Genomic DNA, 26,013 nt, shown 5'->3' with positions numbered 1-26,013 from the left:
GCGGCTGACGATGAGCCCGCCCGCTCCGGCGGCGATGACAAGCCTGCTGGCGATGCGGCTGACGATGAGCCCGTTGCCTCCGAGGGCGAGGACAAGCCTGCCCGGGATGCGGCTGACGGCGAGGCCGCCCGCTCCGGCGGCGATGACAAGGCTGCGGACGATGCGGCTGATGAGAAGCCCGTTGATCAGCCGACCGCTGTGTTCAAGGCGCCAGTCGTAGCGCCCGCCAAGGGCGACGACAAGGCCAAGCCCGCCGCCGACGCCAAGCCCGCCAAGGGCGACGACAAGGCCGAGGCCGACACTGGCGCCAAGGACGACGACAAGGCCGCCGACGCCAAGCCCGCCAAGGATGACGACAAGGCCAAGGGCGACGACAAGGCCACCGACGCCAAGCCCGCCGAGGCCGGCACCGGCGACAAGCCCGCCAAGGGTGATGGCAAGCCCGTTGATCAGCCCACCGCCGTGTTCAAGGCCGTCGCGCCGCCCGTCGACCAGCCGACGACCACGCTGAAGGCGCCGGAGACCGACGCCGAGCGGACCAGCAAGTTCGTGCCGCTGAAGCCGCTCGACGACGGCGCCGGCAAGGACGTACCCGCCAAGACGCCCACGCCCACGCCTCCGCCCGCCCCCGCGACCCCCGCGCCCAAGAGCGCGGCGCCCGCCGAGGAGGCCGCCCAGGTCCCCGCGCCGGAGCGGACCACGCAGCAGCCGCTGCCGCCGAAGCCGCCGCTGGACCTGCTCGCCGAGCTGACGAACACGCCGCCGCCGCCGGAGACCACCGTCCGCACCGCCGTGCGCCGGGTCAAGATCTGGACGCCGCTGGTGCTGCTCCTGGTGCTGGTGTTCGCGATCGTGCAGGCGGTGCGTCCGCTGCCGACGCCGACGCTCCAGCTCACGGCGCGGGAGTCCGTGGCGTTCGAGGGCGGCAAGCCTTCCGTGCCGTGGCCCGGGCAGGGTCAGGCCGCGATGGATGTGAACGGCATCGGCACGTTCGGCACGTCCGGCGCGCAGAAGCCCGTACCGATCGCCAGCATCGCCAAGGTCATGACGGTGTACCTGATCCTGCGCGACCACCCCCTCAAGCCGGGCGAGCACGGGCCGAAGATCACCGTGGACGCCGCCGCGCAGAAGCACTACGAGAGCGGCAAGGCGGAGCAGGAGTCGGTCGTCAAGGTCACCGAGGGCCAGAAGCTCAGCGAGTACGAGGCGCTCCAGGCGGTCATGCTGCCGTCCGCGAACAACATCGCGAAGCTCCTCGCCCGCTGGGACTCCGGCAGCAACTCCGAGGACGAGTTCGTCGCCAAGATGAACAAGACGGCCGCCGAGCTGGGCATGAAGAACACGCGGTACACCGACCCCAGCGGCCTGGACAAGACCACCGTGTCCACCGCCGGCGACCTGGTGAAGCTCGGCCGTGCCGCGATGGAGAACCCCGTGTTCGCGGAGATCTCCAAGCAGCCCGGCTACGTCGACCTCAACGGCGACAAGCAGAAGAACTTCCTCGGGCTCGTCCCCACGGTCGCCGTCGGTATCAAGACCGGCACGTCCACGGCGGCCGGCGGTAACATCCTGTTCGCCGCCGAGAAGACGGTCGACGGCAAGAAGCAGACCATCATCGGTGCGGCGCTCGGCCAGTTCGGCAGGAACGGCGTCGCCAACATCGACGAGGTCACCGCCGTCGTCCGCAGGCTCATCGCCGCAGGTCAGGACGCGCTGAAGGCCAAGACGATCGTCAAGAAGGGCGATGTCGTCGGCCAGGTCGACGACGGGCTCGGCGGCACCACCCCGGTGGTCGCCACCAAGGACGTCTCCGCCGTCGGCTGGTCCGGCCTGACGGTCAAGCTGGCCCTGAACGACCGCAAGGGCCAGAGCGTGCCCCACCAGGCGAAGAAGGGCACCGAGGTCGGTGTGCTCAGCGTCGGCGACGGCAAGAACGACGCGGTCGAGGTGCCCGTCGCGCTCGCCGAGGACCTCAGCGAGCCGGGCCTCGGCGCGAAGCTGAAGCGCGTCGGCTGACCCCGCGCGCGGGAGGCGGGTACGCCCCGCCTCCCGCGGCGCCCCCTCGCCCTGCCCGTGCTAGCGTCGCCAGGGCCTTTCGTTCGGATCGGGCCGGTGGGCGATCCCCGGCCGCCCAGGCCGTCCACGTCGGTACCTACGGGAGTCAGCAGTGGCCACAGCGGAGCCGACGCGCGCCGACAACGCGGAGCCGGGCCGGGAGCGGGCCGCCGCCGCGGACCGCGACCAGCCGTCCCTCATACGGACCACCCCGGCGGCCCCCTCGAAGGCGGGGGACGCGGCCGGGGGCGGCGACGGGGAGCGGGACGGCGCGCGCGCCGTCGTCAGGGCGTGGCTCGGACGGGTGGCGCGGGAGCGTCCGGTCGCCTTCGTCACCGTGACCGCCGGACTCCTCCACCTCCTGTGGTTCTTCACTTTTGCGAACAGTGGCGGTGACCTGGCCGCGCAGGACGCGTGGGCCGAGTTCGTCGGGCGGCACCCCGACTCCGCGTACAACCTCGCCTGGTACGGCGGTATGCACCCGGTGTCGTACAGCGTGGTGTCGCCGTATCTGATGTCCGTGCTCGGTGTGCGGACCACGATGATGATCGCGGGCACGCTCTCCGCCGGGCTGCTGACCCTGCTCCTTGTGCGCACCCGGGCCGTCGCCGATCCGCTGGGGCCCGCGTTCGCCGGGGTCTTCGCGCTGCTGTGCAACGCGGTGTCGGGCCGGGTCACCTTCGGGCTCGGCATGATGTTCGGGCTCGCCGCGGTCGCCGCCGTGTTCTGCTGGCCCTACCGCTGGCGCCACAAGCGGTGGGCCAAAGCCGCCGTCGCCGCGCCGCTCGCCGGGCTCGCCACCGCGGCCTCGCCGGTCGCGGGCCTGTTCGTGGGGCTGGTCGCGGTCGCCCTTTTCCTCCAGAAACGCCGGCCGGGGGCCTACGCGCTCGGGCTCGCGCCCGCCGCCGTCGTCGGCCTGTCGGCGCTGCTGTTCCCGTTCTCCGGCACGCAGCCCATGTCGTTCTGGTCGTCGGTCCTGCCGCTCGCCTTCGGCGTCCTCGTCTACGTGCTCGTGCCCAAGGAGTGGCTGACGGTCCGCATCACCGCCGCCGTCTACACCCTGTCCGTGCTGCTCGTCTGGCTGATCAGCTCGCAGATCGGCTCCAACATCACGCGGCTGCCGATGCTGTTCGCGGGCGTCGCGCTGCTCGCCGCGCTGCCCTTCACCCGGCCGCGCACCCGCAAGTGGTACGTCACCGTCGTCGCGTTCGCCGGACTGAACGCGTGGATCGGCTTCAAGTCCGTCGACGACATCATCCACACCACGCCCGCCGCGTCCTGGGCCCGCGAGCTGGCCCCCCTCGTCAACGAGCTCCAGCAGGTCGGCGCCGGCCGGGGCCGCGTCGAGGTCGTCCCCGCCCGCTCCCACCGGGAGGCGTCCGCGCTCGCCCCGTACGTGAACCTGGCGCGCGGCTGGACGCGGCAGGCCGACATGAAGCGCAACCCGCTGTTCTACGACGACACGCTCAACTCGGCGAACTACCACGCCTGGCTCAAGCGCTGGGCCGTGCACTACGTCGTCCTGCCCAAGGGCGAGCCGGACGGCACCGGCGGCCAGCGCGAGCGGCAACTCGTGCGGCGCGGCCTGCCGTATCTGAAGCAGGTGTGGGGCGACGCGAACTGGCAGCTGTTCTCCGTCACCGACCCGACCCCGATGGCCGAGCCGCACGCCACCGTGGACGCCGCCGAGCAGGCGCAGCTCACCATCGAGGTCAGCCGCCCCGGCCGCATCCTCATCCGCGTCCCCTACTCGCCGTGGCTTTCGGTCGTCGACGCCGACGGCAAGAGCCTGGACGCGCCGCGGGAGACCGAGGCGTCCAAGCGGGCCAGGGAGAGCGACGAGACGCTGCCCCGCCGGTTCACCAACGTGCACGGCTGCCTGAGGGAGACCGACGAGGACGCGGCCGGCGACCGCTGGACCGTGCTGCTCGCCCCCCGCGCCGGCACCTACCACCTGGGCGCCCCCTACAAGTGGTCACGCGGCACGCCCTGCCCCGACGAGCTGAAGTGACCCCGCGCGCCTGACCCGGCCGCCGCTCAGTCGCCGGTCGGTCCGGCGGCGCGGCAGATGTCGGTGGGCGGGGTGATCCCGGGCGGGGTCGGCGGGCCCGCGATCCGCGTACGGACCGTCTCCAGGCGGTTGAGGATGCGGTCCAGGGTCGCCGGGGCCGGGGAGCGGAAGTACTCCAGGACCGCCCGGTAGAACGCGTCGCGCAGCACCGGCGGCAGCACGTCGGACGCGTCGAAGCAGAGCGTGCGGGAGCCCTGGGTGAGCAGGCGGGCGATTCTGCGCGCCGTCGCGTTCTCGCCGGGCTGCGGGTCGCTCGCGTCGGGGAAGAACGGCCGCAGGTACGCCCGCGCCTCCCGCGACCAGGCCCGCCGCCCGTCCTCGCTGGTCAGCCGCCGCACCAGCTCCTGCGCGCCCGGGTTGTCGGTGAGGACGGCCGCCATGTCGCCGGACACCTCGAAACTGTCCGCGTACCGGGCCGAGCCGCGCAGGAAGCGGGCCGCGGGCTCCACGCGGACATCGCCGCGGGCCGCGTACACGTACCGCAGGAACGACGCCTGGTGCTCGCGCGCGCAGCCGCGCTGCGAACCGCCGAGCAGGCCGCGCGGGTCGCCGCCCGGCCGGCGCGGGTCGGGCGTGCCCCAGAACGACATGGTCAGCGCCGACTCCACCGCGCGCGGGGTGCGCGGGCCGCCCGCCGCGAGCAGCGCCGCCCACGTCGTGAACGCGCGCCGCAGCTCGGGGGAGGTCGCCCAGTTCAACTGGCCGGTCGCCCACCGCGTGTACGTGTCCGGGCCCGCCTGGTGCAGCAGGATGTCCTCCACCCAGTCCGTGCCGGGCCACCCGGACGTGGCCTGCGCCGCCATCGCCACGCACCAGCGGGCCGCCGCCGGGCCCGCGCCGCCGCCCTTCCTGCTCCACACGAGGCTCTTGAGGTCCACCTTCAGCGGCACCCAGTACGTGCGCCTGCGCCCCTCCACCATCAGCGTCGGCGACCACGGCGGATAGGCGCGCTCGGCGGCCTGCGGCTCCAGCGGCTTGAGCCGGCCGCGCGCCGCGTACTCGGTCAGCTCGCCGATGCTGTTGAGGATCGCCACGTCCGGCGGGGCGTCGGCGGCGAGCTGCGCGACCAGCGTCTCGCGCAGCGACCGGGTCCCCTTGTACACGTACGTGTGGCCGGAGCCGCGAGACAGGTCGCGCAGCACCGTCTCGAACGCGGCGCCCTCCGGGCCCGTCCACGGCCCGAGCACGACGACCGGCTCGCCCCGGGGCGCCGCGCACCCGCCGCCGAGCGCGGCCACCGCCAGCAGACAGCCCGCGAGCACCGCCCGCACCAGCCCGCGCGCCCGCCCCGCCGCCGCCCTCATGTGCCGCTCCTGCCGCGCCCGATGGTCAGATACTCGCGCCGGTAGCCGTGCACACTCGCGCCGATCAGTCCGGCGACGGCCAGGCCGGCCGGGGCGAGGGCGTGCGCGAAGACGTCGACGCCGCCGAGCGCGCCGTGCGCGACGACCGCCCGCATCCGGTCGGCCGCCGGGTGGATCGCCGCGGCGGCGGGCGTGGCCAGCGGGTCGTCGTCCAGGGCCGTCTCGACGCGCGGGTCGGCGCGCCGGGCCAGCACGTCCGCGTACGGCAGGGCCGCCCGCTGCGCGTTCCAGGCGAGGACGCCGTCGGCCACCACCCACGGCACCAGCAGCAGCGGCAGCGCGGCGGCCGCCAGCGGCACGCTGATCCGCAGCCGCATCCGGCGCCGCAGATGCACCGCCGTGCGCCACAGCCCCACCGCGAGCAGCGTCAGGCTCACGGCGGCGACCGCGACGGCGAGCAGGACCCCGGGGCCGAGCGCGGCGCGGGCGGTGAGGCGGGCGCGCAGCTCGCGCTCCAGGGAGGTGATGCGGTCGACGACGGTCGTCGCGTCGGACGGCTTCGCGGCGGGCGCGCACGGCGGGTAGGGGGCGTGCCGGTCGGTGGCGGGGGCGGGCGCCGGGCCGCCGCACAGCATGCTCGCCGCGTACGCGAGTCCCGCCTTGCGCAGCGAGGGGTCGCCGACGTTGGTGCGGGCCCACGCGATCCACTCCTCGTAGCCGTCGATCAGGCCCGAGATGACGTCGAGTTCCTGGCGCTGCCCCGGCCCGAGCGCGCCGCCGCGCGCGAGGCGGGCGATGTCCTGCGCGGCGGCCCCGGTCCGCGCGGTGTAGCGCGGCCCGAGCCCCGACAGCTCCACCGCCCGGCCCGCGTCGAGGCCCACCTCCGCCTCCCGCTGCGCGATGCGCAGGGACGTCTTCGCGTCGGCGAGGTCCGCGAGCGCGGGCGCGATGCTCTCCCGTACGGCGGTGGAATCGTCACGGACCTGCGCGTACGCCCAGCCGAGCGCGGCGAACCCGACGGCCGCGAGCAGCGGCAGCGCGATCAGCCGGTCGCGCAGATAGGTGCGGTTGCGGGGGGCCGGGCTGTCGGCGGTGGGCGTCGCGGGCGTCGCGGGCGGCCACAACAGCCGCCGCAGCAGGGCGAGACGGTCGGCGAGCGCCCGCGCCCGCGCTCCGGTGCGCGCCCGGTCCAGGGCGCGCACCGCCTCCGCCGCCCGGCCGCCCCACACCCGGCGGGCGCGCGCGCCGGGGCCTTCGGGGCGCGTCTGCCGCCGGGCTTCCCCGCCCGGTTTTGTACGGGTCATGCGTCGCGCCGCGGTGTGGGGCGCCGCCACAGGGCGGGCGGGCGGCGGTCGCGGTGGTGGCGCCAGGCGAGCGGGCGGACGGCGTAGGCGCGGTCGAGGAGCCGTTCGGCGACCTCGTCGGCGTGCGGGACGTCGGCGGCGCGGGCGGTCTGGCGGGCGAGCAGCAGATAGAACGCGGACAGGTCCCGGCCGAGCGCCCGGCCGCTGTCCGGGAAGCCGAGCCGGGCGCCCGCGTCCCGGGCCTCGTCGTCGCGGCGGGCCGCGTCCCGGGCCAGCTCGCGCAGCGCCGCCGCGTCCACCGCGCCGCGCGCGACGAGCCGCTGGGCCGCCTCCCACACCTCGGCCTTCATCCGGGTGCGGCCGATCTCGTCGGTGAGCCCGTGCTCATTGCACAGCCGGGCGAGGCGGACGAGGGCCGCGCCGAGCGTGGCCGGTCCATCGGCGTGCGCGACGGCGATCCTGACGGTGGCGGTACGGGCGGCCGTGCGGTGCCGGGAGTGCTGCGGCACGGCGTCGAGCGCGTCGATCGCGGCGGCCGCTGCGCGCGGGCCGCCGAGCGCGAGACGGGTGCGGGCCGCGCCGAACGCGGCGCTGCCGAGGGACGGGTTGCGCAGCCGCACCGCTTCGTAGAGGCCGAGCGCCTCCCGCCAGTACCCGGCGGCGCTCTCGCCCGCGCCCCGAGCCTCCCCACCGGCCGCGACGGCCTCTCCGTGCTCGCCCTCGCTCCCGCCCTCGCCCTCGTTCTCGTTCTCGTACGGAGGCTGCTGTTCCGCCGCGCGGGCGAGGCGCTCGGCGCAGTGGCCGAGGGCGAGCTTCGGCGCGTACTCGCCGGGGATCGCGGCATAGACCTGGTCGAATTGGTCGCGGGCCGCGTCCGCCTCGCCCCGGGCCAGCGCGAGCAGCCCCTGATGCCAGTCCACCCGCCAGTCGTGCCGGGCCCGCTCCCGCCCGATCGCCGCGGTCGCCGCGTCCAACTCCCGTTCGGCCAGGGCCAGATAGGCGTCGTCGGGGTCGGTGCGCAGCGCCACCCGCAGCCGCAGCCGGCAGCGCAGCAGATGGACCTCGGCGGAGTCGCGCCAGTCGGCGGTGTGCTGGAGCAGGGCCGCCGGGTCGGCGTCGGTGAGCCGGCTCAGCTCCGCGTGCCGCTCGTCGTGCGGGTCGGGGCGCGGCACGGGCAGCCGGGCGCAGGCGTCGGCGGCGGCGGGCGGCTCGTGCAGCGGGCCCGGCGGCTCCCCGCCCGGCGGCGCGGCCCAGCGGGGCAGCGCGGGCGGGGTACCGAGACCGGCGTCGAGCGCGTACGGGGACTGCAGGAACAGCGGCGACGGCTCGAACGTCTCGTCCCGGGTGCGCAGGGAACGTAACTCCCGCCATACTCCCCGCAGTTGGTCCTGCATCTCGCGGGCGTCGGCGTACCGGTCGGCCGGTACCGCGCGCGTCGCCCGGCGCAGCACCCGGGCCAGCGACAGCAGGCCGAGGCCGGCCGGCGGGGGCGTCGTGGCCGGCACGGCGAGCGCGGGCCCCTCCCGCAGCCGGGCCAGCGCGCCGAGCGCCCCGAGGTCCTGGTGCGCCTCGCCGAGCCCGCACAGGACGCGCAGGGTCGCGCCGAGGCTGAACAGGTCGTCCTGCGGCATGCTCGCGCCGGTCCTCGACGCGGGGCCGAGCGGTACGTTCGGCGCGCGGAACCCGCTCGTCGTCAGGCCCGGGGCGCCGGCCGGGCGGATCGAACCGACGTCGACGACCTTGATCGAGGCGCCGTCGTGCATGACGTTGTGCGGCTTGAGATCGCCGTAGACCAGCGCGACGCGGCCCGGCCGGTCGTGCAGATGCTCCAGGGCGGACAGCACGCGCACCCCGTACGCGAGGACGAACTCGTGGAAGCGGGAGCCGCCGAAGCGGTCCGGGTCGCGGCGGGCCAGCGCGCGCACCTCCGCGAGGTTCAGGCCGTCGACGTACGGCAGGACGAGGAAGCCGCCGACCTTCTCGTGCGTGCCGTAGTTGAACACCGGGATGATGCCCTCGTGGTTGAGGTCCGCGAACGCCTGCCGCTCCTCGGCCAGCCCCTGACTCGCGTACGGGACCTGCCCCGGGCGCAGCGTCTTGACGGCGACGTCCCGCCCGTCGACCTTCTCGTCCCGCGCCAGATACACATCGCCCATCCCGCCGAGCCCGAGCCGCCGCACCACCTTGTACTGGCCGGACAGCATGTCGCCCGGCGCCAGCCCGTCCCGCCCGTCGTCCGGCGGGCCGTCCACCGGCTCGCGCGGCCTGATCTCGGGCAGCGCGGTCACGTCCGGCCCTTCGGCGGGCAGGACGACATCGGCGTCACGCGGCGCGTCCGGCAGCGGCATGACGATCAACGGCCCCGAGGAGTCCCCCTCCATGGTGTCCAAGGATAGGCGGCAGGACACCAGGGAGCCCCGTTGCCCACGGTGCCGATCCGGCCACAACTCGGTCAGTTCTGCGGCCAGTTGCGGGGGCGCTGCCGCTGGGAACGTGCGCTGAGGTCAGCCCCGGCAGGGGCGCGGGCACGCTGGCGCTGGGAACGGGCGTTGAGGTGAGCCCCGCCAGGGGCGCGGGCGCGCTGCCGCTGGGAACGGGCGTTCAGGTCAGCCCCATAAGGGGCGCGGGGAACTGCGCGAGCGGCCACGACGTACCCGGCACTCTGGGGCGCTGCCCCAGGCCCCGCTCCTCAATCGCCGGAGGGGCTGGGTGTTGGCGCTGAGCCAGTCCGCCGGGAGCCGCCCGCACTGGTCGGCGACCCCCGGCGGGCCCGGTAGGCTGGTCACATGTCCGAACCGACCGGTGCCGCCCGCAGGCGCGGGCCCTTCAAGGTCGGGGATCAGGTACAGCTCACCGACCCCAAGGGCCGCCACTACACGTTCACGCTCGAAGAGGGAAAGAACTTCCACACCCACAAGGGTTCTTTCCCGCACGACGAGCTGATCGGCGCCCCCGAGGGAAGCGTTGTCCGCACCACCGGAAACGTCGCCTATCTCGCGCTGCGCCCCCTGCTCCCCGACTACGTCCTGTCCATGCCCCGCGGCGCCGCCGTGGTCTACCCGAAGGACGCGGGGCAGATCCTCGCCTTCGCCGACATCTTCCCCGGCGCCCGCGTCGTGGAGGCGGGCGTGGGCTCCGGCTCGCTCAGCAGCTTCCTGCTCCGCGCCATCGGCGACGAGGGCATGCTGCACTCCTACGAGCGCCGCGAGGACTTCGCCGAGATCGCCAAGGGGAACGTCGAGCGCTACTTCGGCGGCCCGCACCCCGCCTGGCAGCTCACCGTCGGCGACCTCCAGGACAACCTGTCCGACGCGGACGTCGACCGCGTCATCCTCGACATGCTGGCCCCCTGGGAGTGCCTGGACGTCGTCAAGAAGGCGCTCGTCCCCGGCGGCATCCTGTGCTGCTACGTGGCCACGACCACGCAGCTCGCCCGCACCGTCGAGTCCATCCGCGAGATCGGCTGCTTCAACGAGCCGACCTCCTGGGAGACGATGATCCGCAACTGGCACGTGGAGGGCCTCGCCGTCCGCCCCGACCACCGGATGATCGGCCACACCGGCTTCCTGCTGACCGCCCGCCGCCTCGCGGACGGCGTCGAGCCGCCCATGCGCCGCCGCCGCCCCGCCAAGGGCGCCTACGGCGAGGACTACGACGGTCCGAACGCGGACGGCGGCAGCCGAGGCCGCTGACCCCGCCGCCCCCGAGGCAGGGCCGGCCCGTCCGACCCGTACAACGCACGCACGCCGCCGCCGAGTTCCCCCGGCACACCGGGAACTCGGCGGCGGCTTTCGTCCGTTGACCGTACGGCGGCACCTGTCCCACGGCGTCCGCGGAAACCTCGTACCCCGGCGTTCCCCCGCACTGTGACGTATGGCACGATGCTGGCCACCCCCACCGGCACAGCCCTCACAGGAGACGCTCCTAGTGCAGCAATCCGCCGTCCCGGAACTGGCGCACACCACCACCCGTCCCATCCACTGGCTGGCCACCGCGGCAGCCGTCGCCGCGGTCGTCGCCGCCTCCGGCTTCCTCCAGCCGGACTCCGCCACCGCCGCCCAGACCGCCGCCGAGGCGCCGGTCACCACCAAGACGCGCGCCGTCGCCCCGCCCGACCCGGCCGCGGTCTCCTTCCCGATCGACTGCGGACCCGTCGGCGTCCTCGTCCAGAAGAAGGCCAGCGGCGACCTCGACGGCGACGGCAGACCCGAGACCGTGGCGGTCGTGCGCTGCGACGCCGGCTCAGGTACCCCGCCGAACGGCGTCTATGTCCTCACCCAGCCGGCCGGTGCCGAGCCGCGTGTCGTCGCCACCCTCGTCGACCCGAAGGACTCCTACTCGGTCACCGACTTCGCCGTACGCGACGGAGCCGTCCTCGCCACCCTGGAGGGCTACTCGTCGCCGAGCGTGCCGCGCTACAAGCCCGACGTCCACGACAAGGCCAAGTGGCAGTGGCGCGAGGGGGCGTTCGTCCGCTCCCGGCCCGCCGAGGCCCGGGGCGTGTGACCCGCGCGCGGGGGAGCACGTACGTGAAGGGCCCTGTCCGCCGGACTCGCTCCGGCGGACAGGGCCCTTCACGCGTGTGGGGGAGCCGTCTCAGTCGGCGTCGGCGTCGGGTCCGTACACCTCGACCCTGTCCGAAACGCGGCGCACATGGATGCAGTCGCCCGGGCACTCCTTCGCCGACGCCACCACGTCGGTGAGAAGCGGAAGCGGCACCGGCGCCGACGCGCCGGGCTCCTGGAGCAGTTCGTCGTCGCCGCTCTTGACGTACGCGAGACCGTCGATGTCCAGCTCGAAGACCTCCGGCGCGTACTGGGCGCAGATGCCGTCGCCGGTGCACAGGTCCTGGTCGATCCACACCTCCAGCGGAACGCCGGTGTCGGTGCCGGATCCGGCCTCTTGCTGCACGCTCATGTCTCCTGCCGTTTCCTTCGTCGCGGCCACCGGCCGGCGCTCGCCGGGAGCAAGTCGGGCCGGGCCTGACGGGTGTTGAACATATCGACCCTACAACCGGCCGCTTTCCGATGGTGTCCACTGGGTATTCACCTCGCGTGAGGGAGAGCGCAAGGGTGAAGATCGGACACACCCCGACCGTCTTTTTGATCTAGGGGTTTCAATCGACACCCGCCCAGGTAGGGTCTGGAAGCGTCCAGCTCCCCTTGGAGGAGGTGAGGACCGTGGCAGCCCACGACGACGACATCAACCGCGGCATCCGCCCGGGACGAGGGTCTGACGACCCGGCCGGGCAGGTTGCCTATCTCGAGCAGGAAATCGCCGTCCTGCGGCGCAAGCTCGCCGACTCTCCGCGTCATACGAGGATTCTCGAAGAGCGGATCGTCGAGCTGCAGACCAACCTGGCCGGCGTGTCCGCGCAGAACGAGCGGCTCGCCAACACGCTCCGTGAGGCCCGCGACCAGATCGTGGCCCTCAAGGAGGAGGTCGACCGGCTCGCACAGCCGCCGGCCGGCTTCGGGGTCTTCCTCACGGCGAACGAGGACGGCACCGCCGACATCTTCACCGGCGGTCGCAAGCTCCGCGTCAACGTGAGCCCCAGCGTCGAGCTCGACGAGCTACGGCGCGGCCAGGAACTAATGCTGAACGAAGCGCTCAACGTGGTCGAGGCCATGGAGTTCGAGAGCGTCGGCGACATCGTCACCCTCAAGGAGATCCTGGAGGACGGCGAGCGCGCCCTCGTGACCGGGCACACCGACGAGGAACGGGTGGTACGGCTCGCCGAGCCGCTGCTGGACGTCACCATCCGCCCCGGCGACGCCCTGCTGCTCGAACCCCGATCCGGCTATGTCTACGAAGTCGTACCCAAGAGCGAAGTAGAGGAACTGGTCCTCGAAGAGGTCCCGGACATCGGCTACGACCAGATCGGCGGCCTGGGCAACCAGATCGAACTGATCCGGGACGCGGTCGAGCTCCCGTACCTCTACCCGGACCTCTACAAGGAGCACGAGCTGCGCCCGCCCAAGGGCGTCCTGCTCTACGGACCGCCCGGATGCGGCAAGACGCTCATCGCCAAGGCGGTCGCCAACTCCCTCGCCAAGAAGGTCGCCGAGGTGACCGGGCAGGCGCAGGGCAAGAGCTACTTCCTGAACATCAAGGGCCCCGAGCTTCTCAACAAGTACGTCGGTGAGACCGAGCGGCAGATCCGGCTCGTCTTCCAGCGGGCCCGCGAGAAGGCCAGCGAGGGCACCCCCGTCATCGTCTTCTTCGACGAGATGGAGTCCCTCTTCCGCACCCGCGGCTCCGGTGTCAGCTCGGACGTGGAGAACACCATCGTCCCGCAGCTCCTCGCCGAGATCGACGGTGTGGAGGGCCTGCAGAACGTGGTCGTGATCGGCGCCTCCAACCGTGAGGACATGATCGACCCGGCCATCCTGCGCCCCGGCCGGCTCGACGTGAAGATCAAGATCGAGCGGCCGGACGCCGAGGCGGCCAAGGACATCTTCGGCAAGTACCTCACCGAGCGGCTGCCGCTGCACGCCGACGACCTCAGCGAGCACGGCAGCGACAAGGTCGCCACGGTCCACGCCATGATCCAGACGGCCGTGGAGCACATGTACGCGGAATCCGAGGAGAACCGCTTCCTGGAGGTCACGTACGCCAATGGCGACAAGGAAGTCCTGTACTTCAAGGACTTCAACTCCGGCGCCATGATCGAGAACATCGTCGGCCGCGCGAAGAAGATGGCCATCAAGGCGTTCCTCGACCAGAAGCAGAAGGGTCTCAGGGTCTCTCACCTCCTCCAGGCTTGCATCGACGAGTTCAAGGAGAACGAGGACCTGCCCAACACCACGAACCCGGACGACTGGGCCCGCATCTCCGGAAAGAAGGGCGAGCGGATCGTCTATATCCGCACCCTCGTCACCGGAAAGCAGGGCGCGGACACCGGACGCTCCATCGACACGGTGGCGAACACCGGTCAGTACCTGTAAAAGTCAGGTGGCTGCGGGTGCCCGATGCGGGTACCCGCAGCCGACTGTTTTTCCAGGAAACGACCTCGCCACCCGTCGCTCGACGCCGGAGCCAAGCAATGACGCAAATGATCTCCCCACCAGCGCAAAGGCGTTCTAGGCTCTTTCATGCCGCCGATTCGCGCGGTGCGGGGACGGGCACCGCACACGCATCGGAGAACCAGCGGTACTTGAGCGCCGCTCCCGACCGGGGGCGCCGCCGGGCAAGGAGGGCCGCATGACCGTACGGCGAGTAATGGGCATCGAGACCGAGTACGGGATCTCCGTCCCCGGCCACCCCAACGCCAATGCCATGCTCACCTCGTCCCAGATCGTCAACGCCTACGCCGCGGCGATGCACCGGGCCCGCCGGGCCCGCTGGGACTTCGAGGAAGAGAACCCGCTGCGTGACGCCCGGGGCTTCGACCTCGCCCGGGAGACCGCCGACTCCAGCCAGCTCACCGACGAGGACATCGGCCTGGCCAACGTCATCCTGACCAACGGCGCGCGCCTCTACGTCGACCACGCCCACCCGGAGTACAGCTCCCCGGAGATCACCAATCCGCGCGACGCCGTCCTGTGGGACAAGGCCGGCGAGCGGATCATGGCCGAGGCGGCGGAGCGGGCCGCGCAGATCCCCGGCGCCCAGCCGATCCACCTCTACAAGAACAACACGGACAACAAGGGCGCCTCCTACGGGACGCACGAGAACTACCTGATGAAGCGGGAGACCCCGTTCTCGGACATCGTGCGCCATCTGACGCCGTTCTTCGTGTCCCGGCAGGTCGTCACCGGCGCCGGCCGCGTCGGTATCGGGCAGGACGGCCACGAGCACGGCTTCCAGATCAGCCAGCGCGCGGACTACTTCGAGGTCGAGGTCGGCCTGGAGACGACGCTCAAGCGGCCGATCATCAACACGCGGGACGAGCCGCACGCGGACGCGGAGCGCTACCGCCGCCTGCACGTGATCATCGGCGACGCGAACCTCTCGGAGATCTCGACCTACCTCAAGCTCGGCACCACCTCCCTCGTGCTCTCCATGATCGAGGACGGCTTCATCACGGTCGACCTGGCCGTCGACCAGCCGGTGCGCACCCTGCACCAGGTCTCCCACGACCCGACGCTCCAGCACCTCATCGAGCTGCGCAGCGGGCGCACGCTGACGGCCGTACAGCTCCAGATGGAGTACTTCGAGCTGGCCCGCAAGTACGTCGAGGAGCGCTTCGGGGCCGACGCGGACGAGCAGACCAAGGACGTGCTCACCCGCTGGGAGGACGTGCTCGGGCGCCTGGAGACCGACCCGATGAGCCTCTCCGGCGAGCTGGACTGGGTCGCCAAGCGCGAGCTGATGGAGGGCTACCGGCGCCGTGACGGCCTGGAGTGGGACGCGGCGAAGCTGCATCTGCTCGACCTCCAGTACGCCGACGTACGGGCCGAGAAGGGCCTGTACAACCGCCTGGCGGCCCGCGGCAAGATGAAGCGGCTCCTGGACGAGTCCGAGGTCGAGCGGGCCCGTACGCAGCCTCCGGAGGACACGCGCGCCTATTTCCGGGGCCGCTGCCTCGAGCAGTACGCCGACGACGTCGCCGCGGCCTCCTGGGACTCCGTGATCTTCGACCTGCCCGGCCGTGACTCTCTGCAACGAGTGCCGACGCTCGAACCCCTGCGTGGTACACGCAACCATGTCAAGGAGCTGCTCGACCGCTGCCGTACGGCGGAAGATCTGGTCCGGGTGCTCTCCGGCGGCTGAAAAGCCTGTGGCAGGGGAATCACAGAGGTGGGCTCCGCACGTTGAGGAAACTGCGGGGCCGATGTCGGACCCGACTTGTAGGGTTCTGATCACGAACGACCTGAACGACACGCATGACGTGGATGTCGAACCGAGCGGGGTGAGCTGGACATGGCAACCAAGGACACCGGCGGCGGGCAGCAGAAGGCGACGCGTTCCACCGAGGAGGTCGAGGAGCAGACGCAGGACGCGCAGGCGACCGACGACCTCAAGGAGCGCCAGGAGAAGCTGAGCGACGACGTCGACTCGGTACTGGACGAGATCGACGACGTGCTGGAGGAGAACGCCGAGGACTTCGTGCGCTCGTTCGTGCAGAAGGGCGGCCAGTAGGCCACCGGCACCGCGGCCCCGGCCGGGACGTCCCCCTGTGCGCGCCGAGGCCGCGAGGCCCCGGCCGCACGGCCTCGGCCGCACATGTGGATCACCGCCACGAGCCGGGTAGGGTCCGTGGCGTACTGTGCTTCAACTGCATTTACGTGGAAGGAAACGCGTGGAAGCCAACCCTCGTAGCACCGGGCGTCTGCCGGCGGCCTTCCTGACGCCCGGTTCCTCGTCCTTCATGGACTTCCTGTCCGAGCACCAGCCCGAAATCCTGCCCGGCAACCGGCAGTTGCCCCCGACGCAGGGCGTCATCGAGGCTCCGCACGGCACCACCATCGTCGCCGTGACGTTCCCCGGCGGTGTCGTCCTCGCCGGCGACCGCCGCGCGACGATGGGCAATGTGATCGCGCAGCGCGACATCGAGAAGGTCTTCCCGGCGGACGAGTATTCGGCCGTCGGCATCGCCGGCACCGCCGGTCTGGCCGTCGAGATGGTCAAGCTGTTCCAGCTGGAGCTGGAGCACTTCGAGAAGGTCGAGGGTGCCCAGCTCTCCCTGGAGGGCAAGGCCAACCGGCTCTCGACGATGATCCGCTCGAACCTCGGCATGGCCATGCAGGGCCTCGCCGTCGTCCCGCTGTTCGCCGGGTACGACGTGGACCAGGGGAAGGGCCGCATCTTCTCCTACGACGTCACCGGCGGCCGCAGCAAGGAGCACGGCTACGCGGCCACGGGCTCCGGCTCGGTCTTCGCCCGCGGCGCCATGAAGAAGCTCTACCGCGAGGATCTGACGGAGGAGCAGGCGACGACCCTGGTCGTCCAGGCGCTCTACGACGCCGCCGACGACGACTCGGCGACCGGCGGGCCGGACGTGGCGCGCCGCATTTACCCGATCATCACGGTGATCACGGAGGACGGGTTCCGCAGGCTGAGCGAGGACGAGGCGTCCGCGCTGGCCCGCTCGGTGCTGGAGCGGCGTCTGGAGCAGCCGGACGGACCGCGCGCCGACCTGCTGTGACGGGCCCGCGGCAGGCAACTCCCGCGCCCTGGTTCCCCACTGACGCTCCACTGACAGAAAGGGACGGATAGCCGGTGTCGACACCGTTCTATGTCTCTCCCCAGCAGGCGATGGCCGACCGCGCGGAGTACGCGCGCAAGGGCATCGCACGCGGTCGCAGCCTGGTCGTGCTGCAGTACGCCGACGGCATCGTCTTCGTCGGCGAGAACCCGTCCCGTGCCCTGCACAAGTTCAGCGAGATCTACGACCGGATCGGCTTCGCCGCCGCCGGCAAGTACAACGAGTACGAGAACCTCCGCATCGGCGGTGTGCGCTACGCGGACCTGCGCGGCTACACCTACGACCGGGCCGACGTCACGGCCCGGGGCCTGGCGAACGTGTACGCGCAGACGCTCGGCACGATCTTCTCCAGCGCCGGCGAGAAGCCCTACGAGGTCGAGCTGGTCGTCGCCGAGGTCGGCGAGAGCGCCGAGGGCGACCAGATCTACCGGCTGCCGCACGACGGCTCGATCGTCGACGAGCACGGCTCGGTTGCGGTCGGCGGCAACGCGGAGCAGATCAGTAGCTACCTGGACCAGCGCCACCAGGACGGCATGACGCTCTCCGAGGCGCTCAAGCTCGCCGTGCAGGCCCTCTCCCGCGACACCAACGGCAGCGAGCGGGAGATCCCCGCCGAGCGCCTCGAAGTGGCGGTCCTCGACCGTACGCGGCCGCAGAAGCGCAAGTTCAAGCGGATCGCCGGGCGCCAGCTCGAACGGCTGCTGACCGCGGAGAGCGCGGCCGAGGTCTCCAAGGCGGCCTCCGAAGCGGTCTCCGACGAGGAGTCCTCCGACGACGAGTCGTGACGGGGGCCACCGCCCCTGATCCGTCCCGGATGTGCCCCGGCCGGTCCCGTACCGGCCGGGGCACACCTGCGTCCGGGCGCGGGGTACGGGGCGCGCGGTGCGGGCGCAGGGGCAGGCTCGGGCCCGGGCTCAGAGGTCCCGGGTGTGGGGCGCGCGGGCCGTGGAGCCGCGGACGACCAGTTCGACGGGGAGCGGGTCCGTGACGGGTGCGCGGCCCTCCAGCACGGCGATGAGCGCCGCCATGCCCCGCTCCCCGAACTCCTCGGCGGGCAGCCGCACGGTGGTCAGCTCCGGCTCGATGGCGGTGGCCAGGGAGAGGTCGTCGAAGCCGGTGACGGAGAGCTGGTCGGGCACGCGCAGGCCGAGGCGCCGGGCGGCCTTGTAGGCACCGGCGGCGAGCTTGTCGTCGTCGCACACGATCGCGGTCGGCTCGGTGAGCCCGGAGGTGCGCAGCGCCCGCTCCGTCGCCCACAGCGCGTCCTCGACGGTGAGGTCGGCGCGGACCGTGCGCAGGGTGGTGCCGGGCGCGGCGGCGGTACGGGCGGCGAGTTCGCGGGCCCGCACATCGAACGTCCAGGACGGGACCGCCGACGCCAGATGCAGGAAGTGCCGGTGGCCGAGGCCGAGCAGATGCCCCGTCAGCCGCCGCACCCCGTCCGTGAGATCGAGGTTGACGGTCGTCGCGCCGGGGTTGCCGTCCGGGTCGCTGTCCAGCATGACGAGCGGCAGGTCGTCGCCGCGCAGGGTGGCGACCGCGTCGGCCGCCATCGAGGAGGCGAGGATGCCGTCGAGGGCGGCGCGGGCCGAGGGGAACGGGTCGGGGGCGGGGCCGATCCCGGTGGGCGACGGGTACAGGACGAGCCCGACGTCGTGCCGCGCGGCGACCCGGGCGGCACCCGTGTAGACCCCGGCGAAGAACTCGTTCGTGAGCGCCGGGACGACCAGCAGGGCCGTACGGGTGCGGCCGAGGCGCAGATTGCGGGCGGCGAGGTTCGGCCGGTAGCCGAGCCTGCGGGCCGCGTCGCGGACCCGGTCGGCGGTGGCGGGGGAGACCCGGCCGCGCCACTTGTCGCCCATGACGAGGGAGACGGCGGCCTGCGAGACCCCCGCGGCGCGCGCCACGTCCCGGCTGGTGGGCCGGGCGACGGCCGGCCCGTCCGTACCGCTGGTCACTTCTGCCTCCGTGTGTCGCGTGCCCCCGAATCCCCGACGTTAGCGGGGTGGCTCCCGAGAGCCCGCACGTGGTACGTATAACGCCAGACGTTATACGTAAAACTTCAGGTGAGGCGGGGGCCCATGGCCGCGCGGTATGTGGAGATCCTCAGAGCGCGGCACGCGATGCGGCTGCTCACGGGGACGCTGGTGGGCCGGCTGCCGAACGCGACGGCGGCCATCGCCATCGTGCTGTTCATCCGAGCGGAGGGCGGCACCTACAGCCTCGCCGGCGCCCTCGCGGCCGTCTACGGCGTGGCGAACGCCATCGGCCAGCCCCTCCTCGGCCGCCTCGTGGACCTGCGCGGCCAGCCCCGCGTGCAGCTCCCGGCGGCGGTCGCGTCCGCGCTCGCCATGACCGTCTTCGCCCTCACCGGCACCGCCTCCCTGCCGCTCGCGTACGTGGCCGTCGGCGCCGCCGGACTGTTCACCCCGCCCCTGGAGGGCGGCCTACGGGCGCTGTGGCCCAGCGTGCTGCCACGCGAGGAGCAGGTCCACACCGCCTACGCCATGGACGCCATCGCCCAGGAAGTCATGTTCACCGTCGGGCCGCTGCTGGTCACCGTGTGCGTGGCCCTGTGGTCGACGCAGACCGCGCTGATCGCCCTGAACGTGGTCGGTGTGCTGGGCGCCCTGTCCGTCGTCCTCTCGCAGCCGTCCCGTACCTGGCGCTCCGCGCCCCGCGAGGCCCACTGGCTGGGCGCGCTGCGCTCGCCGGGGCTGCTCGCCCTGCTGGCCGCCTTCCTGTTCATCGGGCTCGCGCTCGGCTCGATCACCGTGGCCGGGGTCTCGTACGCGGACGACAGCGGCCGGGACGCCACGGCCGTCTACGGCTGGCTCATGGCGGCCCTCGGGCTCGGCGCCCTGCTCGGCGGCGCGGTCTACGGCGCCCGCGAGTGGGCCGGCGCACCCGAGGCGCGGCTGCGGTGGCTCGTGGCGCTGCTCGCGGTGTTCTACGTACCGCTCGTCGCCGTGCCCGGGCCGGTGGCCATGGTGGCGCTGACCGCGCTCGCCGGGGTGTTCCTCGCGCCGTGCATCGCCTGCGCGTTCATCGTCGTGGACCGGCACGCGCCGCGCGGGACGGTGACGGAGGCGTTCTCGTGGCTCGTGACGACGTTCACGGTCGGCGCGAGCGTCGGGACGGCCGTCGCCGGGCCGGTCGTGGAGTGGGGCGGCACCCGCTGGGGATTCGCCGTGCCGGCCGCCACGGGAGGCGTCGCGCTGCTCGTGCTCCTCGCCGGTGGACGGGCGTTGGCGCGGCCGGTCGCGTCCGGGCGTGTCGCGCTCTCTTCGGAAAATGATCCGAACCGTGCCGTCGAACCCCGTTTCAGCTCGGGGGATCGGGCGTAATGTTCAGACATGGACCGCCGCATTTTCGGGCTGGAGAACGAGTACGGCGTCACATGCACGTTCAGGGGACAGCGACGCCTGTCTCCTGACGAGGTGGCGCGGTACCTCTTCCGCCGTGTCGTGTCATGGGGCCGCAGCAGCAACGTCTTTCTGCGGAACGGCGCCCGCCTCTACCTCGATGTCGGATCGCATCCGGAATACGCAACACCGGAATGCGACAACGTGCCCGAACTGGTCACGCACGACAAAGCGGGCGAGCGCATTCTGGAAGGCCTGCTCGTCGACGCAGAACGACGCCTGCACGAGGAGGGAATCGCAGGCGACGTATATCTCTTCAAGAACAACACCGACTCGGCGGGAAACTCCTACGGCTGCCACGAGAACTATCTGGTGGCGCGGCACGGGGAGTTCTCGCGTCTCGCGGACATCCTCATCCCCTTCCTGGTCACCCGTCAGCTCCTGTGCGGAGCGGGCAAGGTGCTCCAGACCCCGCGCGGCGCGGTGTACTGCGTGAGCCAGCGCGCCGAGCACATCTGGGAGGGCGTCAGCTCCGCGACGACGCGCTCCCGTCCCATCATCAACACCCGCGACGAACCGCACGCGGACGCCGAGCGCTACCGCAGGCTCCACGTCATCGTCGGCGACTCGAACATGTCGGAGACGACGATGCTGCTCAAGGTCGGCGCCACCGACCTCGTGCTGCGCATGATCGAGGCCGGCACGGTGATGCGCGACCTGACCCTGGAGAACCCGATCCGGGCCATCCGCGAGGTCAGCCACGACATCACGGGCCGCCGCAAGGTCCGCCTGGCCAGCGGGCGCGAGGCGTCCGCCCTGGAGATCCAGCGCGAGTACTACGAGAAGGCCGTCGACTTCGTGGAGCGCCGGGGCATCCGTACCGGCACCGTCGACCAGGTCCTGGAGCTGTGGGGCCGCACGCTCGACGCCATCGAGTCCGAGGACCTCGACCGCATCGGCACCGAGATCGACTGGGTCATGAAGTACAAGCTCATCGAGCGGTACCGGGCCAAGCACAACATGACGATGTCGCACCCGAGGGTCGCGCAGATAGACCTCGCGTACCACGACATCCACCGCCGCCGCGGGCTCTACTACCTCCTGGAGAAGAAGGGCCAGGCCGCCCGGATCTGCAACGACCTCAAGATCTTCGAGGGCAAGTCCGTGCCCCCGCAGACCACCCGCGCCCGGCTGCGCGGCGACTTCATCCGCCGCGCACAGGAACAGCGCCGGGACTTCACGGTCGACTGGGTGCACCTCAAGCTGAACGACCAGGCGCAGCGCACCGTGCTGTGCAAGGACCCGTTCCGCAGCGTGGACGACCGCGTGGAGAAGCTGATCGCCGGCATGTAGGCACACGTTCGACGTGTCAAACCGGGACCCCGTACAAATCATTCGTACGGGGTCCTTCGGCTGCTTGGAATGACAGCCGTAGGGCCTAGAGTGGCCGGACCGTATCCGCGAGACTTGAGGATTCCTGTGCGACGCCGACTTGCAGCTCTACTGATCGTGCCGGCACTGGCGCTGACCGCGACGGCCTGCGGCAGTGACGACGGCAAGAAGGACTCGGCGGACAAGGCGGACTCCTCGTCCGCGTCGCCGAAGGCGGCCGAGGTCCCCAAGGCGGTCGACAGCGCGAACCCGATGCCGAAGGTCAGCGGCGACGCCGGCAAGAAGGCCACCATCGAGGTGCCCAAGGGCGACCCGAGCGGCAAGTTCGTCGTGCACACCCTCAGCCAGGGCAGCGGCCCCGAGGTGAAGAAGAACGATCTGGTGTCGATGAACTTCACCGGCAAGGTCTGGAAGGGCGGCAAGGACCTCGGCACCACGTACGGCTCCCAGGGCGGCGGCGACCAGATGGTCACCGCGGGCGGCGCCGGCCAGCTCCCCGCGTTCGCGCAGGCCGTGCTCGGCCAGAAGGAGGGCAGCCGGGTCCTCGTCGTCGCGCCCCCGGCCGCCGGCTTCGGCCCCCAGGGCAACCCGCAGGCCGGTGTCGGCCCCGACGACACGCTCGTCTTCGCCGTCGACGTCGGCAAGGTGATCCCGAAGAAGGTCGAGGGCACCCAGGCGCCGATCCCGTCGAACCTGCCGCAGATCAAGGCCGACAAGGAGGAGCCGGCGACGATCTCCGTCCCGAAGAACGACCCGCCGAAGAAGCTCGTCGACCAGGTCCTGATCAAGGGCAAGGGTGCCGAGATCAAGAGCGGCCAGACGGTCAGCATGCAGTACAGCGGTGCCGCCTGGAAGCTGAACGAGGGCAAGGCCAAGGCCGAGCTGTTCGACTCCTCCTGGAAGCGCGGCGGCCAGCCCTTCACCACGCCCATCGGCCAGGGCCGGGTCATCAAGGGCTGGGACCAGGGCATCGTCGGCAAGCACGTCGGTGACCGCGTGCTGCTCGTCATCCCGCCGGACATGGCCTACGGCGCCAAGGACCAGGGCAAGACCCTGCCCGCCAACTCCACGCTCGTCTTCGTCGTGGACATCCTCGCCGCCCACTGACCCGCGCGGACCCGGGGGAGTGGCAGACTGTCCCGGTTGTCCGACAGCCAACCAGCAGGAGCTTTTCACGTGAGCATCGACAAGCCCGAGGTCGACTTCCCGGTCGGCGAGCCGCCGACGGACCTCCAGATCAAGGACATCTGGGAGGGCGAAGGCGCCGTGGCCAAGGCCGGCGACTTCGTCAAGGTCCACTACGTGGGCGTGGCCTTCTCCACCGGCGAGGAGTTCGACGCCTCCTGGAACCGCGGCAACCCGCTGGAGTTCCAGCTCGGCGCCGGCCAGGTCATCCAGGGCTGGGACCAGGGCGTCCAGGGCATGAAGGTCGGCGGCCGCCGTGAGCTGACCATCCCCGCGCACCTCGCGTACGGCGACCGCGGCGCGGGCGGCGGTCGCATCGCCCCCGGCGAGACGCTGATCTTCGTGTGTGACCTCGTCTCCGTCTGAGTCGATCACACAGCGACCACAAACGGTCGGAAAGGGCCCGCGCCCCGGTGCGCGGGCCCTTTCGCGTCGGCCCGCTTGCCCCTGGCTTTTGCCAGTACACCCCGGGGCGGTACGGTCGTCCGTCGGGAGCGCCAGGGAGCGCGCGGGGAGACCTCGGGGAACGAAAGGGCGTCGATGGCCATTGCCAAGGCCGAGCGGCTGATGAATCTGGCGCTGTGCCTGCTCGGGGCGCGCCGCCCGCTCAGCAAGCGCGAACTGCGCGGTTCCATCGAGGCGTACGTCGAGGCGTTCGGCCCGGGCGGACCCACGAGCGCCGGGGACGACTCCTTCAACCGCATGTTCGAGCGCGACAAGGACGACCTGCGCGAGCTGGGCCTCGTCATCGACACCGTCGAGAACCTGGACGGCGAGGTCGGCTATCTCGCCCGCCGCGACTCCAACCGCCTGCCGCCCGTCAGCCTCGACGCCGAGGAGGCCGCCGCCCTCGGCCTCGCCGCCAAGGTCTGGCAGCAGGCCCGCCTCGCGGGCGCCGCCAGCGGAGCGCTGCAGAAGCTGCGCGCCGCCGGCATGCCCGAGGACGTGGACCCGTACGACAGTCACTGGGCACTGGAGCCGCGCATCCCCGCGCACGAGGCGGCCTTCGAGCCGCTCATGCTCGCCTGCCGCGACCGCCGCCCGGTCGTCTTCGACTACCGCAAGGCCAGCGCCGCCCGGCCCGAGCAGCGGCATGTGGAGCCCTGGGCCCTGGAGTGCTGGCGCGGCCACTGGTACCTGGCCGGCTGGGACCGCGAGCGGCAGGCCGAGCGCGTCTTCCGGCTCTCCCGCATCACCGGCAAGGTGCGCTCCCGCGCCGGACAGTTCAAGGCGCCGGTGCCCGACGTGGTGACCGTGCGCGAGACCGTCGCCGGCTGGGCGGGGGAGCGGGCCGACCGATCCGCCCGGATCAGGCTGCGCTCCGGCGCGGGCTTCCCGCTGCGCGCGAAGGCCGTCACCGTACGGGAACTCGGCGACGGCTGGGACGAGTTGGAGATCCCGTACGGGCACGGGCTCGACGCCTGGCTGGTGGAGTTCGGGCCCGACGTGGTCGTCCTGGAGCCGGCCGAACTGCGGGCCGACGTCGTGGACCGGCTGCGTGCCGTGGCCAAGGGCTGAGCGCGGGACCGAGAGGAGCACGGACGAGCATGGCTTCCAACGCCATCGACCAGACCCGGCGGATGCTGTCCCTGGTGACGTATCTGCGCGAGCGCCCCGGCGCCCACGTCAGCGACGTCGCGCGGGCCTTCGGCATCACCGAGGACGAGCTGATCTCCGACCTGGACGTGCTGCCGCTGTGCGGGACGAGCTTCCGCGGCGGCGACCTGCTCGACATCGACACCGACGGCGACCGCATCTGGTGGCACAACCCCGCCGCGCTGTCCGCCGAGGCCGCCGAGCCGCTGCGGATCGCCGCCGACGAGGCCACCGCCCTGCTGGTCGCCGCCCGCGCGGTCGCCACCCTGCCCGGCCTGCGCGAGAGCGACCGGCTCGCGCTGCTGCGCGCCACCGCCAAGCTGGAGGCGGCGGCCGGTGAGGCCGCGGGCGCCAGTGCGCGCCTGTCGGTCACCTTCGAGTCCGAGGGCGGTGTCTTCGCCGACGTGGACCGGGCGATCTCCGAGCGGCGCCGGCTGTGGATCCGCTACTACTCGCCCGCCCGCGACGAGGTCACCGAGCGCGAGATCGACCCCATCCGGCTCGTCTCCGTGGGCCATACGTACGTCGAGGCATGGTGCCGCCGCTCCGAGGCGCGGCGCACGTTCCGCCTGGACCGGGTCGCCGAGATCAAGGTCCTGGACGAGCCGTCAGCGCCGCCCGAGATCGAACTGCGCGACCTGTCCGAGGGGCTCGTGCAGCCGGCCGCCGAGGACCCCGAGGTCGTCATCGAGGTCGGTCCGGGCGGACGCTGGGTCGCCGAGTACTACCCGCACGACAGCGCCGAGGAACTGCCCGACGGCGGACTGCGCATCACCCTGCGCACGCCCGAGCCGTCCTCGCTGCGCCGGCTCGCGCTGCGGCTCGGCCGCGACGGGCACATCGTCGCGCCCGCCGACCTCGCCGCCAGCGCCCGTGACGCCGCGCGCGAGGCGCTCGCCGCGTACGACGAAGTGGCCTGAGGAATGAGAGGTGAGGTGGGCGAGATGACCGGTGTGACCGGTTTCACCGACATCGCCGGGATGACCGTCACGGTCCCCGCTCCGGCGCCCGTCGTCTTCAAGGCCGCGTGTCCGCACTGCCGGGCGCGCTGTGAACTAGCCGCGTCCGCGCTGCGGCTGGCCATCGGCGCCAGCCGCAGGACCACGTTCTACTCGTTCACCTGTCCCGAGTGCGCCGCCACCGTGCGCAAGCCCGCCGGCGAGCGCATCGTCGAACTCCTCACCGGCGGCGGGGTCAGCACGCTCCGCCTCCACCCGACCGTCTAGGCTCGGCGCATGTTCTGGGCGATGCTGGCGGTGGCCGTGGGGTTCGTGGGACTGGCCGTGCTGGCGGTCCTGGCGATCAGAGTCTTCGTCGAGGCCCAGCGCCTGAGCCGCCAGGTCACCGACACCACCCGGCGCATCAACCGCGCGGCCGAGGACCTGGAGCGGGCGGCGGTCGGCGTGGCCAAGTCGGCGGGCGACACGGTCTGACCCGCGCGCGTGGGGGCCGCAGCGGGCGGGGCAGGCAGGCGAGGGCGCCGACGCGGGCCCGGGCGGCAAGCGGATGGAAAGCGCTTTACCCCCATGGCCTGTCCGTACGCCAGGTGTGCCGGGTACGCTCCTGTAGGTGGCCCGGGAGCGAGGCGCGG

At 72.3% G+C, this 26,013-nt stretch carries 22 protein-coding genes and 1 pseudogene; 18 read left to right on the top strand and 5 right to left on the bottom strand.

Annotation, left to right across the window (positions count from 1 at the left end):
- The first annotated feature begins 198 nt into the window (after positions 1–198).
- Both ACZ7LY_RS15860 and ACZ7LY_RS15855 read left to right on the top strand, forming a co-directional pair.
- Complete coding sequence (locus ACZ7LY_RS15860; RefSeq protein WP_471625151.1) at positions 199–2,016, top strand: D-alanyl-D-alanine carboxypeptidase; 1,818 nt, start codon at positions 199–201, stop codon at positions 2,014–2,016.
- A gap of 151 nt (positions 2,017–2,167) precedes the next feature.
- A complete protein-coding gene (locus ACZ7LY_RS15855; RefSeq protein WP_471625150.1) occupies positions 2,168–4,066 on the top strand; it encodes an MFS transporter in 1,899 nt (632 codons plus the stop codon).
- Between the two features lie 26 nt (positions 4,067–4,092).
- Here ACZ7LY_RS15855 and ACZ7LY_RS15850 read toward each other — a convergent pair whose 3' ends face one another.
- From ACZ7LY_RS15850 to ACZ7LY_RS15840, 3 genes are read right to left on the bottom strand one after another with little or no spacing between them, the layout of a single operon-like run.
- The gene (locus ACZ7LY_RS15850; RefSeq protein ID WP_471625149.1) at positions 4,093–5,430 is read right to left on the bottom strand and encodes an extracellular solute-binding protein; all 1,338 of its coding nucleotides are present in this window, start codon (positions 5,428–5,430) and stop codon (positions 4,093–4,095) included.
- Complete coding sequence (locus ACZ7LY_RS15845) at positions 5,427–6,734, bottom strand: hypothetical protein (protein WP_471625148.1); 1,308 nt, start codon at positions 6,732–6,734, stop codon at positions 5,427–5,429. The genes ACZ7LY_RS15850 and ACZ7LY_RS15845 overlap by 4 nt, the downstream gene beginning before the upstream one ends.
- Complete coding sequence (locus ACZ7LY_RS15840; RefSeq protein WP_471625147.1) at positions 6,731–9,115, bottom strand: serine/threonine protein kinase; 2,385 nt, start codon at positions 9,113–9,115, stop codon at positions 6,731–6,733. Before ACZ7LY_RS15840 ends, ACZ7LY_RS15845 begins: the two co-directional genes overlap by 4 nt.
- Before the next feature lie 405 nt (positions 9,116–9,520).
- Between ACZ7LY_RS15840 and ACZ7LY_RS15835 the strand changes: the two genes are divergently transcribed.
- The gene (locus ACZ7LY_RS15835; protein ID WP_471625146.1) at positions 9,521–10,426 is read left to right on the top strand and encodes a tRNA (adenine-N1)-methyltransferase; all 906 of its coding nucleotides are present in this window, start codon (positions 9,521–9,523) and stop codon (positions 10,424–10,426) included.
- 235 nt (positions 10,427–10,661) lie between these two features.
- The gene (locus tag ACZ7LY_RS15830; RefSeq protein WP_471625145.1) at positions 10,662–11,240 is read left to right on the top strand and encodes a hypothetical protein; all 579 of its coding nucleotides are present in this window, start codon (positions 10,662–10,664) and stop codon (positions 11,238–11,240) included.
- Between the two features lie 90 nt (positions 11,241–11,330).
- On the opposite strand, the gene ACZ7LY_RS15825 is transcribed toward ACZ7LY_RS15830, so the two are convergent.
- On the bottom strand, positions 11,331–11,651 hold the full coding sequence (locus ACZ7LY_RS15825; protein WP_471625144.1) for a ferredoxin: 321 nt from the start codon (positions 11,649–11,651) through the stop codon (positions 11,331–11,333).
- 263 nt (positions 11,652–11,914) lie between these two features.
- Between ACZ7LY_RS15825 and arc the strand changes: the two genes are divergently transcribed.
- The 6 genes and pseudogenes from arc (at position 11,915) to prcA (ending at position 17,669) form a co-directional block, all read left to right on the top strand.
- On the top strand, positions 11,915–13,681 hold the full coding sequence (gene arc, locus ACZ7LY_RS15820) for a proteasome ATPase (protein WP_471625143.1): 1,767 nt from the start codon (positions 11,915–11,917) through the stop codon (positions 13,679–13,681).
- 256 nt (positions 13,682–13,937) lie between these two features.
- Positions 13,938–15,449 carry a depupylase/deamidase Dop gene (gene dop / locus ACZ7LY_RS15815; protein WP_471625142.1) on the top strand — a complete coding sequence of 504 codons (1,512 nt, stop codon included), beginning with the start codon at positions 13,938–13,940 and terminating at the stop codon, positions 15,447–15,449.
- Positions 15,450–15,599: 150 nt separating this feature from the next.
- Positions 15,600–15,818, top strand: a complete 219-nt coding sequence (locus ACZ7LY_RS15810; RefSeq protein WP_266756831.1) for a ubiquitin-like protein Pup — start codon at positions 15,600–15,602, stop codon at positions 15,816–15,818.
- A gap of 71 nt (positions 15,819–15,889) precedes the next feature.
- Positions 15,890–16,027 (top strand): annotated as a pseudogene (locus tag ACZ7LY_RS15805) (endonuclease domain-containing protein); the annotation flags it as partial.
- Positions 15,979–16,824, top strand: a complete 846-nt coding sequence (gene prcB / locus ACZ7LY_RS15800; RefSeq protein WP_471625141.1) for a proteasome subunit beta — start codon at positions 15,979–15,981, stop codon at positions 16,822–16,824. The pseudogene ACZ7LY_RS15805 and the gene prcB, both read left to right, overlap by 49 nt.
- Before the next feature lie 74 nt (positions 16,825–16,898).
- Complete coding sequence (gene prcA / locus ACZ7LY_RS15795) at positions 16,899–17,669, top strand: proteasome subunit alpha (protein ID WP_471625140.1); 771 nt, start codon at positions 16,899–16,901, stop codon at positions 17,667–17,669.
- Positions 17,670–17,798: 129 nt separating this feature from the next.
- Here the strand turns inward: prcA and ACZ7LY_RS15790 are convergent, their stop codons facing one another.
- A complete protein-coding gene (locus tag ACZ7LY_RS15790; protein ID WP_471625139.1) occupies positions 17,799–18,842 on the bottom strand; it encodes a LacI family DNA-binding transcriptional regulator in 1,044 nt (347 codons plus the stop codon).
- Between the two features lie 123 nt (positions 18,843–18,965).
- On the opposite strand from ACZ7LY_RS15790, the gene ACZ7LY_RS15785 reads away from it, so the two are divergent.
- The 8 genes from ACZ7LY_RS15785 (at position 18,966) to ACZ7LY_RS15750 (ending at position 25,855) form a co-directional block, all read left to right on the top strand.
- Entirely contained in the window at positions 18,966–20,231 is a 1,266-nt protein-coding gene (locus tag ACZ7LY_RS15785; RefSeq protein WP_471625138.1) for an MFS transporter, read from the top strand.
- A 9-nt stretch (positions 20,232–20,240) separates the two neighbouring features.
- Positions 20,241–21,602 carry a Pup--protein ligase gene (gene pafA, locus ACZ7LY_RS15780; RefSeq protein WP_471625137.1) on the top strand — a complete coding sequence of 454 codons (1,362 nt, stop codon included), beginning with the start codon at positions 20,241–20,243 and terminating at the stop codon, positions 21,600–21,602.
- A 126-nt stretch (positions 21,603–21,728) separates the two neighbouring features.
- Positions 21,729–22,748 (top strand): FKBP-type peptidyl-prolyl cis-trans isomerase, encoded by a 1,020-nt coding sequence (locus ACZ7LY_RS15775; protein ID WP_471625136.1) that lies wholly within the window; start codon positions 21,729–21,731, stop codon positions 22,746–22,748.
- A gap of 69 nt (positions 22,749–22,817) precedes the next feature.
- A complete protein-coding gene (locus tag ACZ7LY_RS15770; protein WP_471625135.1) occupies positions 22,818–23,192 on the top strand; it encodes an FKBP-type peptidyl-prolyl cis-trans isomerase in 375 nt (124 codons plus the stop codon).
- Positions 23,193–23,366: 174 nt separating this feature from the next.
- Entirely contained in the window at positions 23,367–24,344 is a 978-nt protein-coding gene (locus tag ACZ7LY_RS15765; protein WP_471625134.1) for a helix-turn-helix transcriptional regulator, read from the top strand.
- Positions 24,345–24,373: 29 nt separating this feature from the next.
- A complete protein-coding gene (locus ACZ7LY_RS15760) occupies positions 24,374–25,342 on the top strand; it encodes a helix-turn-helix transcriptional regulator (protein ID WP_471625133.1) in 969 nt (322 codons plus the stop codon).
- A 24-nt stretch (positions 25,343–25,366) separates the two neighbouring features.
- Positions 25,367–25,648, top strand: coding sequence for a hypothetical protein (locus ACZ7LY_RS15755; protein WP_471625132.1), 282 nt, complete (start codon positions 25,367–25,369; stop codon positions 25,646–25,648).
- Positions 25,649–25,657: 9 nt separating this feature from the next.
- Positions 25,658–25,855 (top strand): hypothetical protein, encoded by a 198-nt coding sequence (locus tag ACZ7LY_RS15750; protein WP_471625131.1) that lies wholly within the window; start codon positions 25,658–25,660, stop codon positions 25,853–25,855.
- Positions 25,856–26,013: the final 158 nt, after the last annotated feature.

Source organism: Streptomyces sp. NPDC107550 (assembly GCF_055639095.1).
Note: the sequence above shows the minus strand (reverse complement) of the source record. Positions and strands in the feature narration are given on the sequence as shown.

Coding starts and splice junctions, on each gene's coding strand:
- ACZ7LY_RS15835 (WP_471625146.1), top strand. CDS start 9,521: ATGTCCGAACCGACCGGTGCCGCCCGCAGGCGCGGGCCCTTCAAGGTC.
- ACZ7LY_RS15845 (WP_471625148.1), bottom strand. CDS start 6,734: ATGACCCGTACAAAACCGGGCGGGGAAGCCCGGCGGCAGACGCGCCCC.
- ACZ7LY_RS15785 (WP_471625138.1), top strand. CDS start 18,966: ATGGCCGCGCGGTATGTGGAGATCCTCAGAGCGCGGCACGCGATGCGG.
- ACZ7LY_RS15840 (WP_471625147.1), bottom strand. CDS start 9,115: ATGGAGGGGGACTCCTCGGGGCCGTTGATCGTCATGCCGCTGCCGGAC.
- ACZ7LY_RS15750 (WP_471625131.1), top strand. CDS start 25,658: ATGTTCTGGGCGATGCTGGCGGTGGCCGTGGGGTTCGTGGGACTGGCC.
- ACZ7LY_RS15810 (WP_266756831.1), top strand. CDS start 15,600: ATGGCAACCAAGGACACCGGCGGCGGGCAGCAGAAGGCGACGCGTTCC.
- ACZ7LY_RS15825 (WP_471625144.1), bottom strand. CDS start 11,651: ATGAGCGTGCAGCAAGAGGCCGGATCCGGCACCGACACCGGCGTTCCG.
- pafA (WP_471625137.1), top strand. CDS start 20,241: ATGGACCGCCGCATTTTCGGGCTGGAGAACGAGTACGGCGTCACATGC.
- dop (WP_471625142.1), top strand. CDS start 13,938: ATGACCGTACGGCGAGTAATGGGCATCGAGACCGAGTACGGGATCTCC.
- ACZ7LY_RS15765 (WP_471625134.1), top strand. CDS start 23,367: ATGGCCATTGCCAAGGCCGAGCGGCTGATGAATCTGGCGCTGTGCCTG.
- ACZ7LY_RS15850 (WP_471625149.1), bottom strand. CDS start 5,430: ATGAGGGCGGCGGCGGGGCGGGCGCGCGGGCTGGTGCGGGCGGTGCTC.
- ACZ7LY_RS15755 (WP_471625132.1), top strand. CDS start 25,367: ATGACCGGTGTGACCGGTTTCACCGACATCGCCGGGATGACCGTCACG.
- ACZ7LY_RS15760 (WP_471625133.1), top strand. CDS start 24,374: ATGGCTTCCAACGCCATCGACCAGACCCGGCGGATGCTGTCCCTGGTG.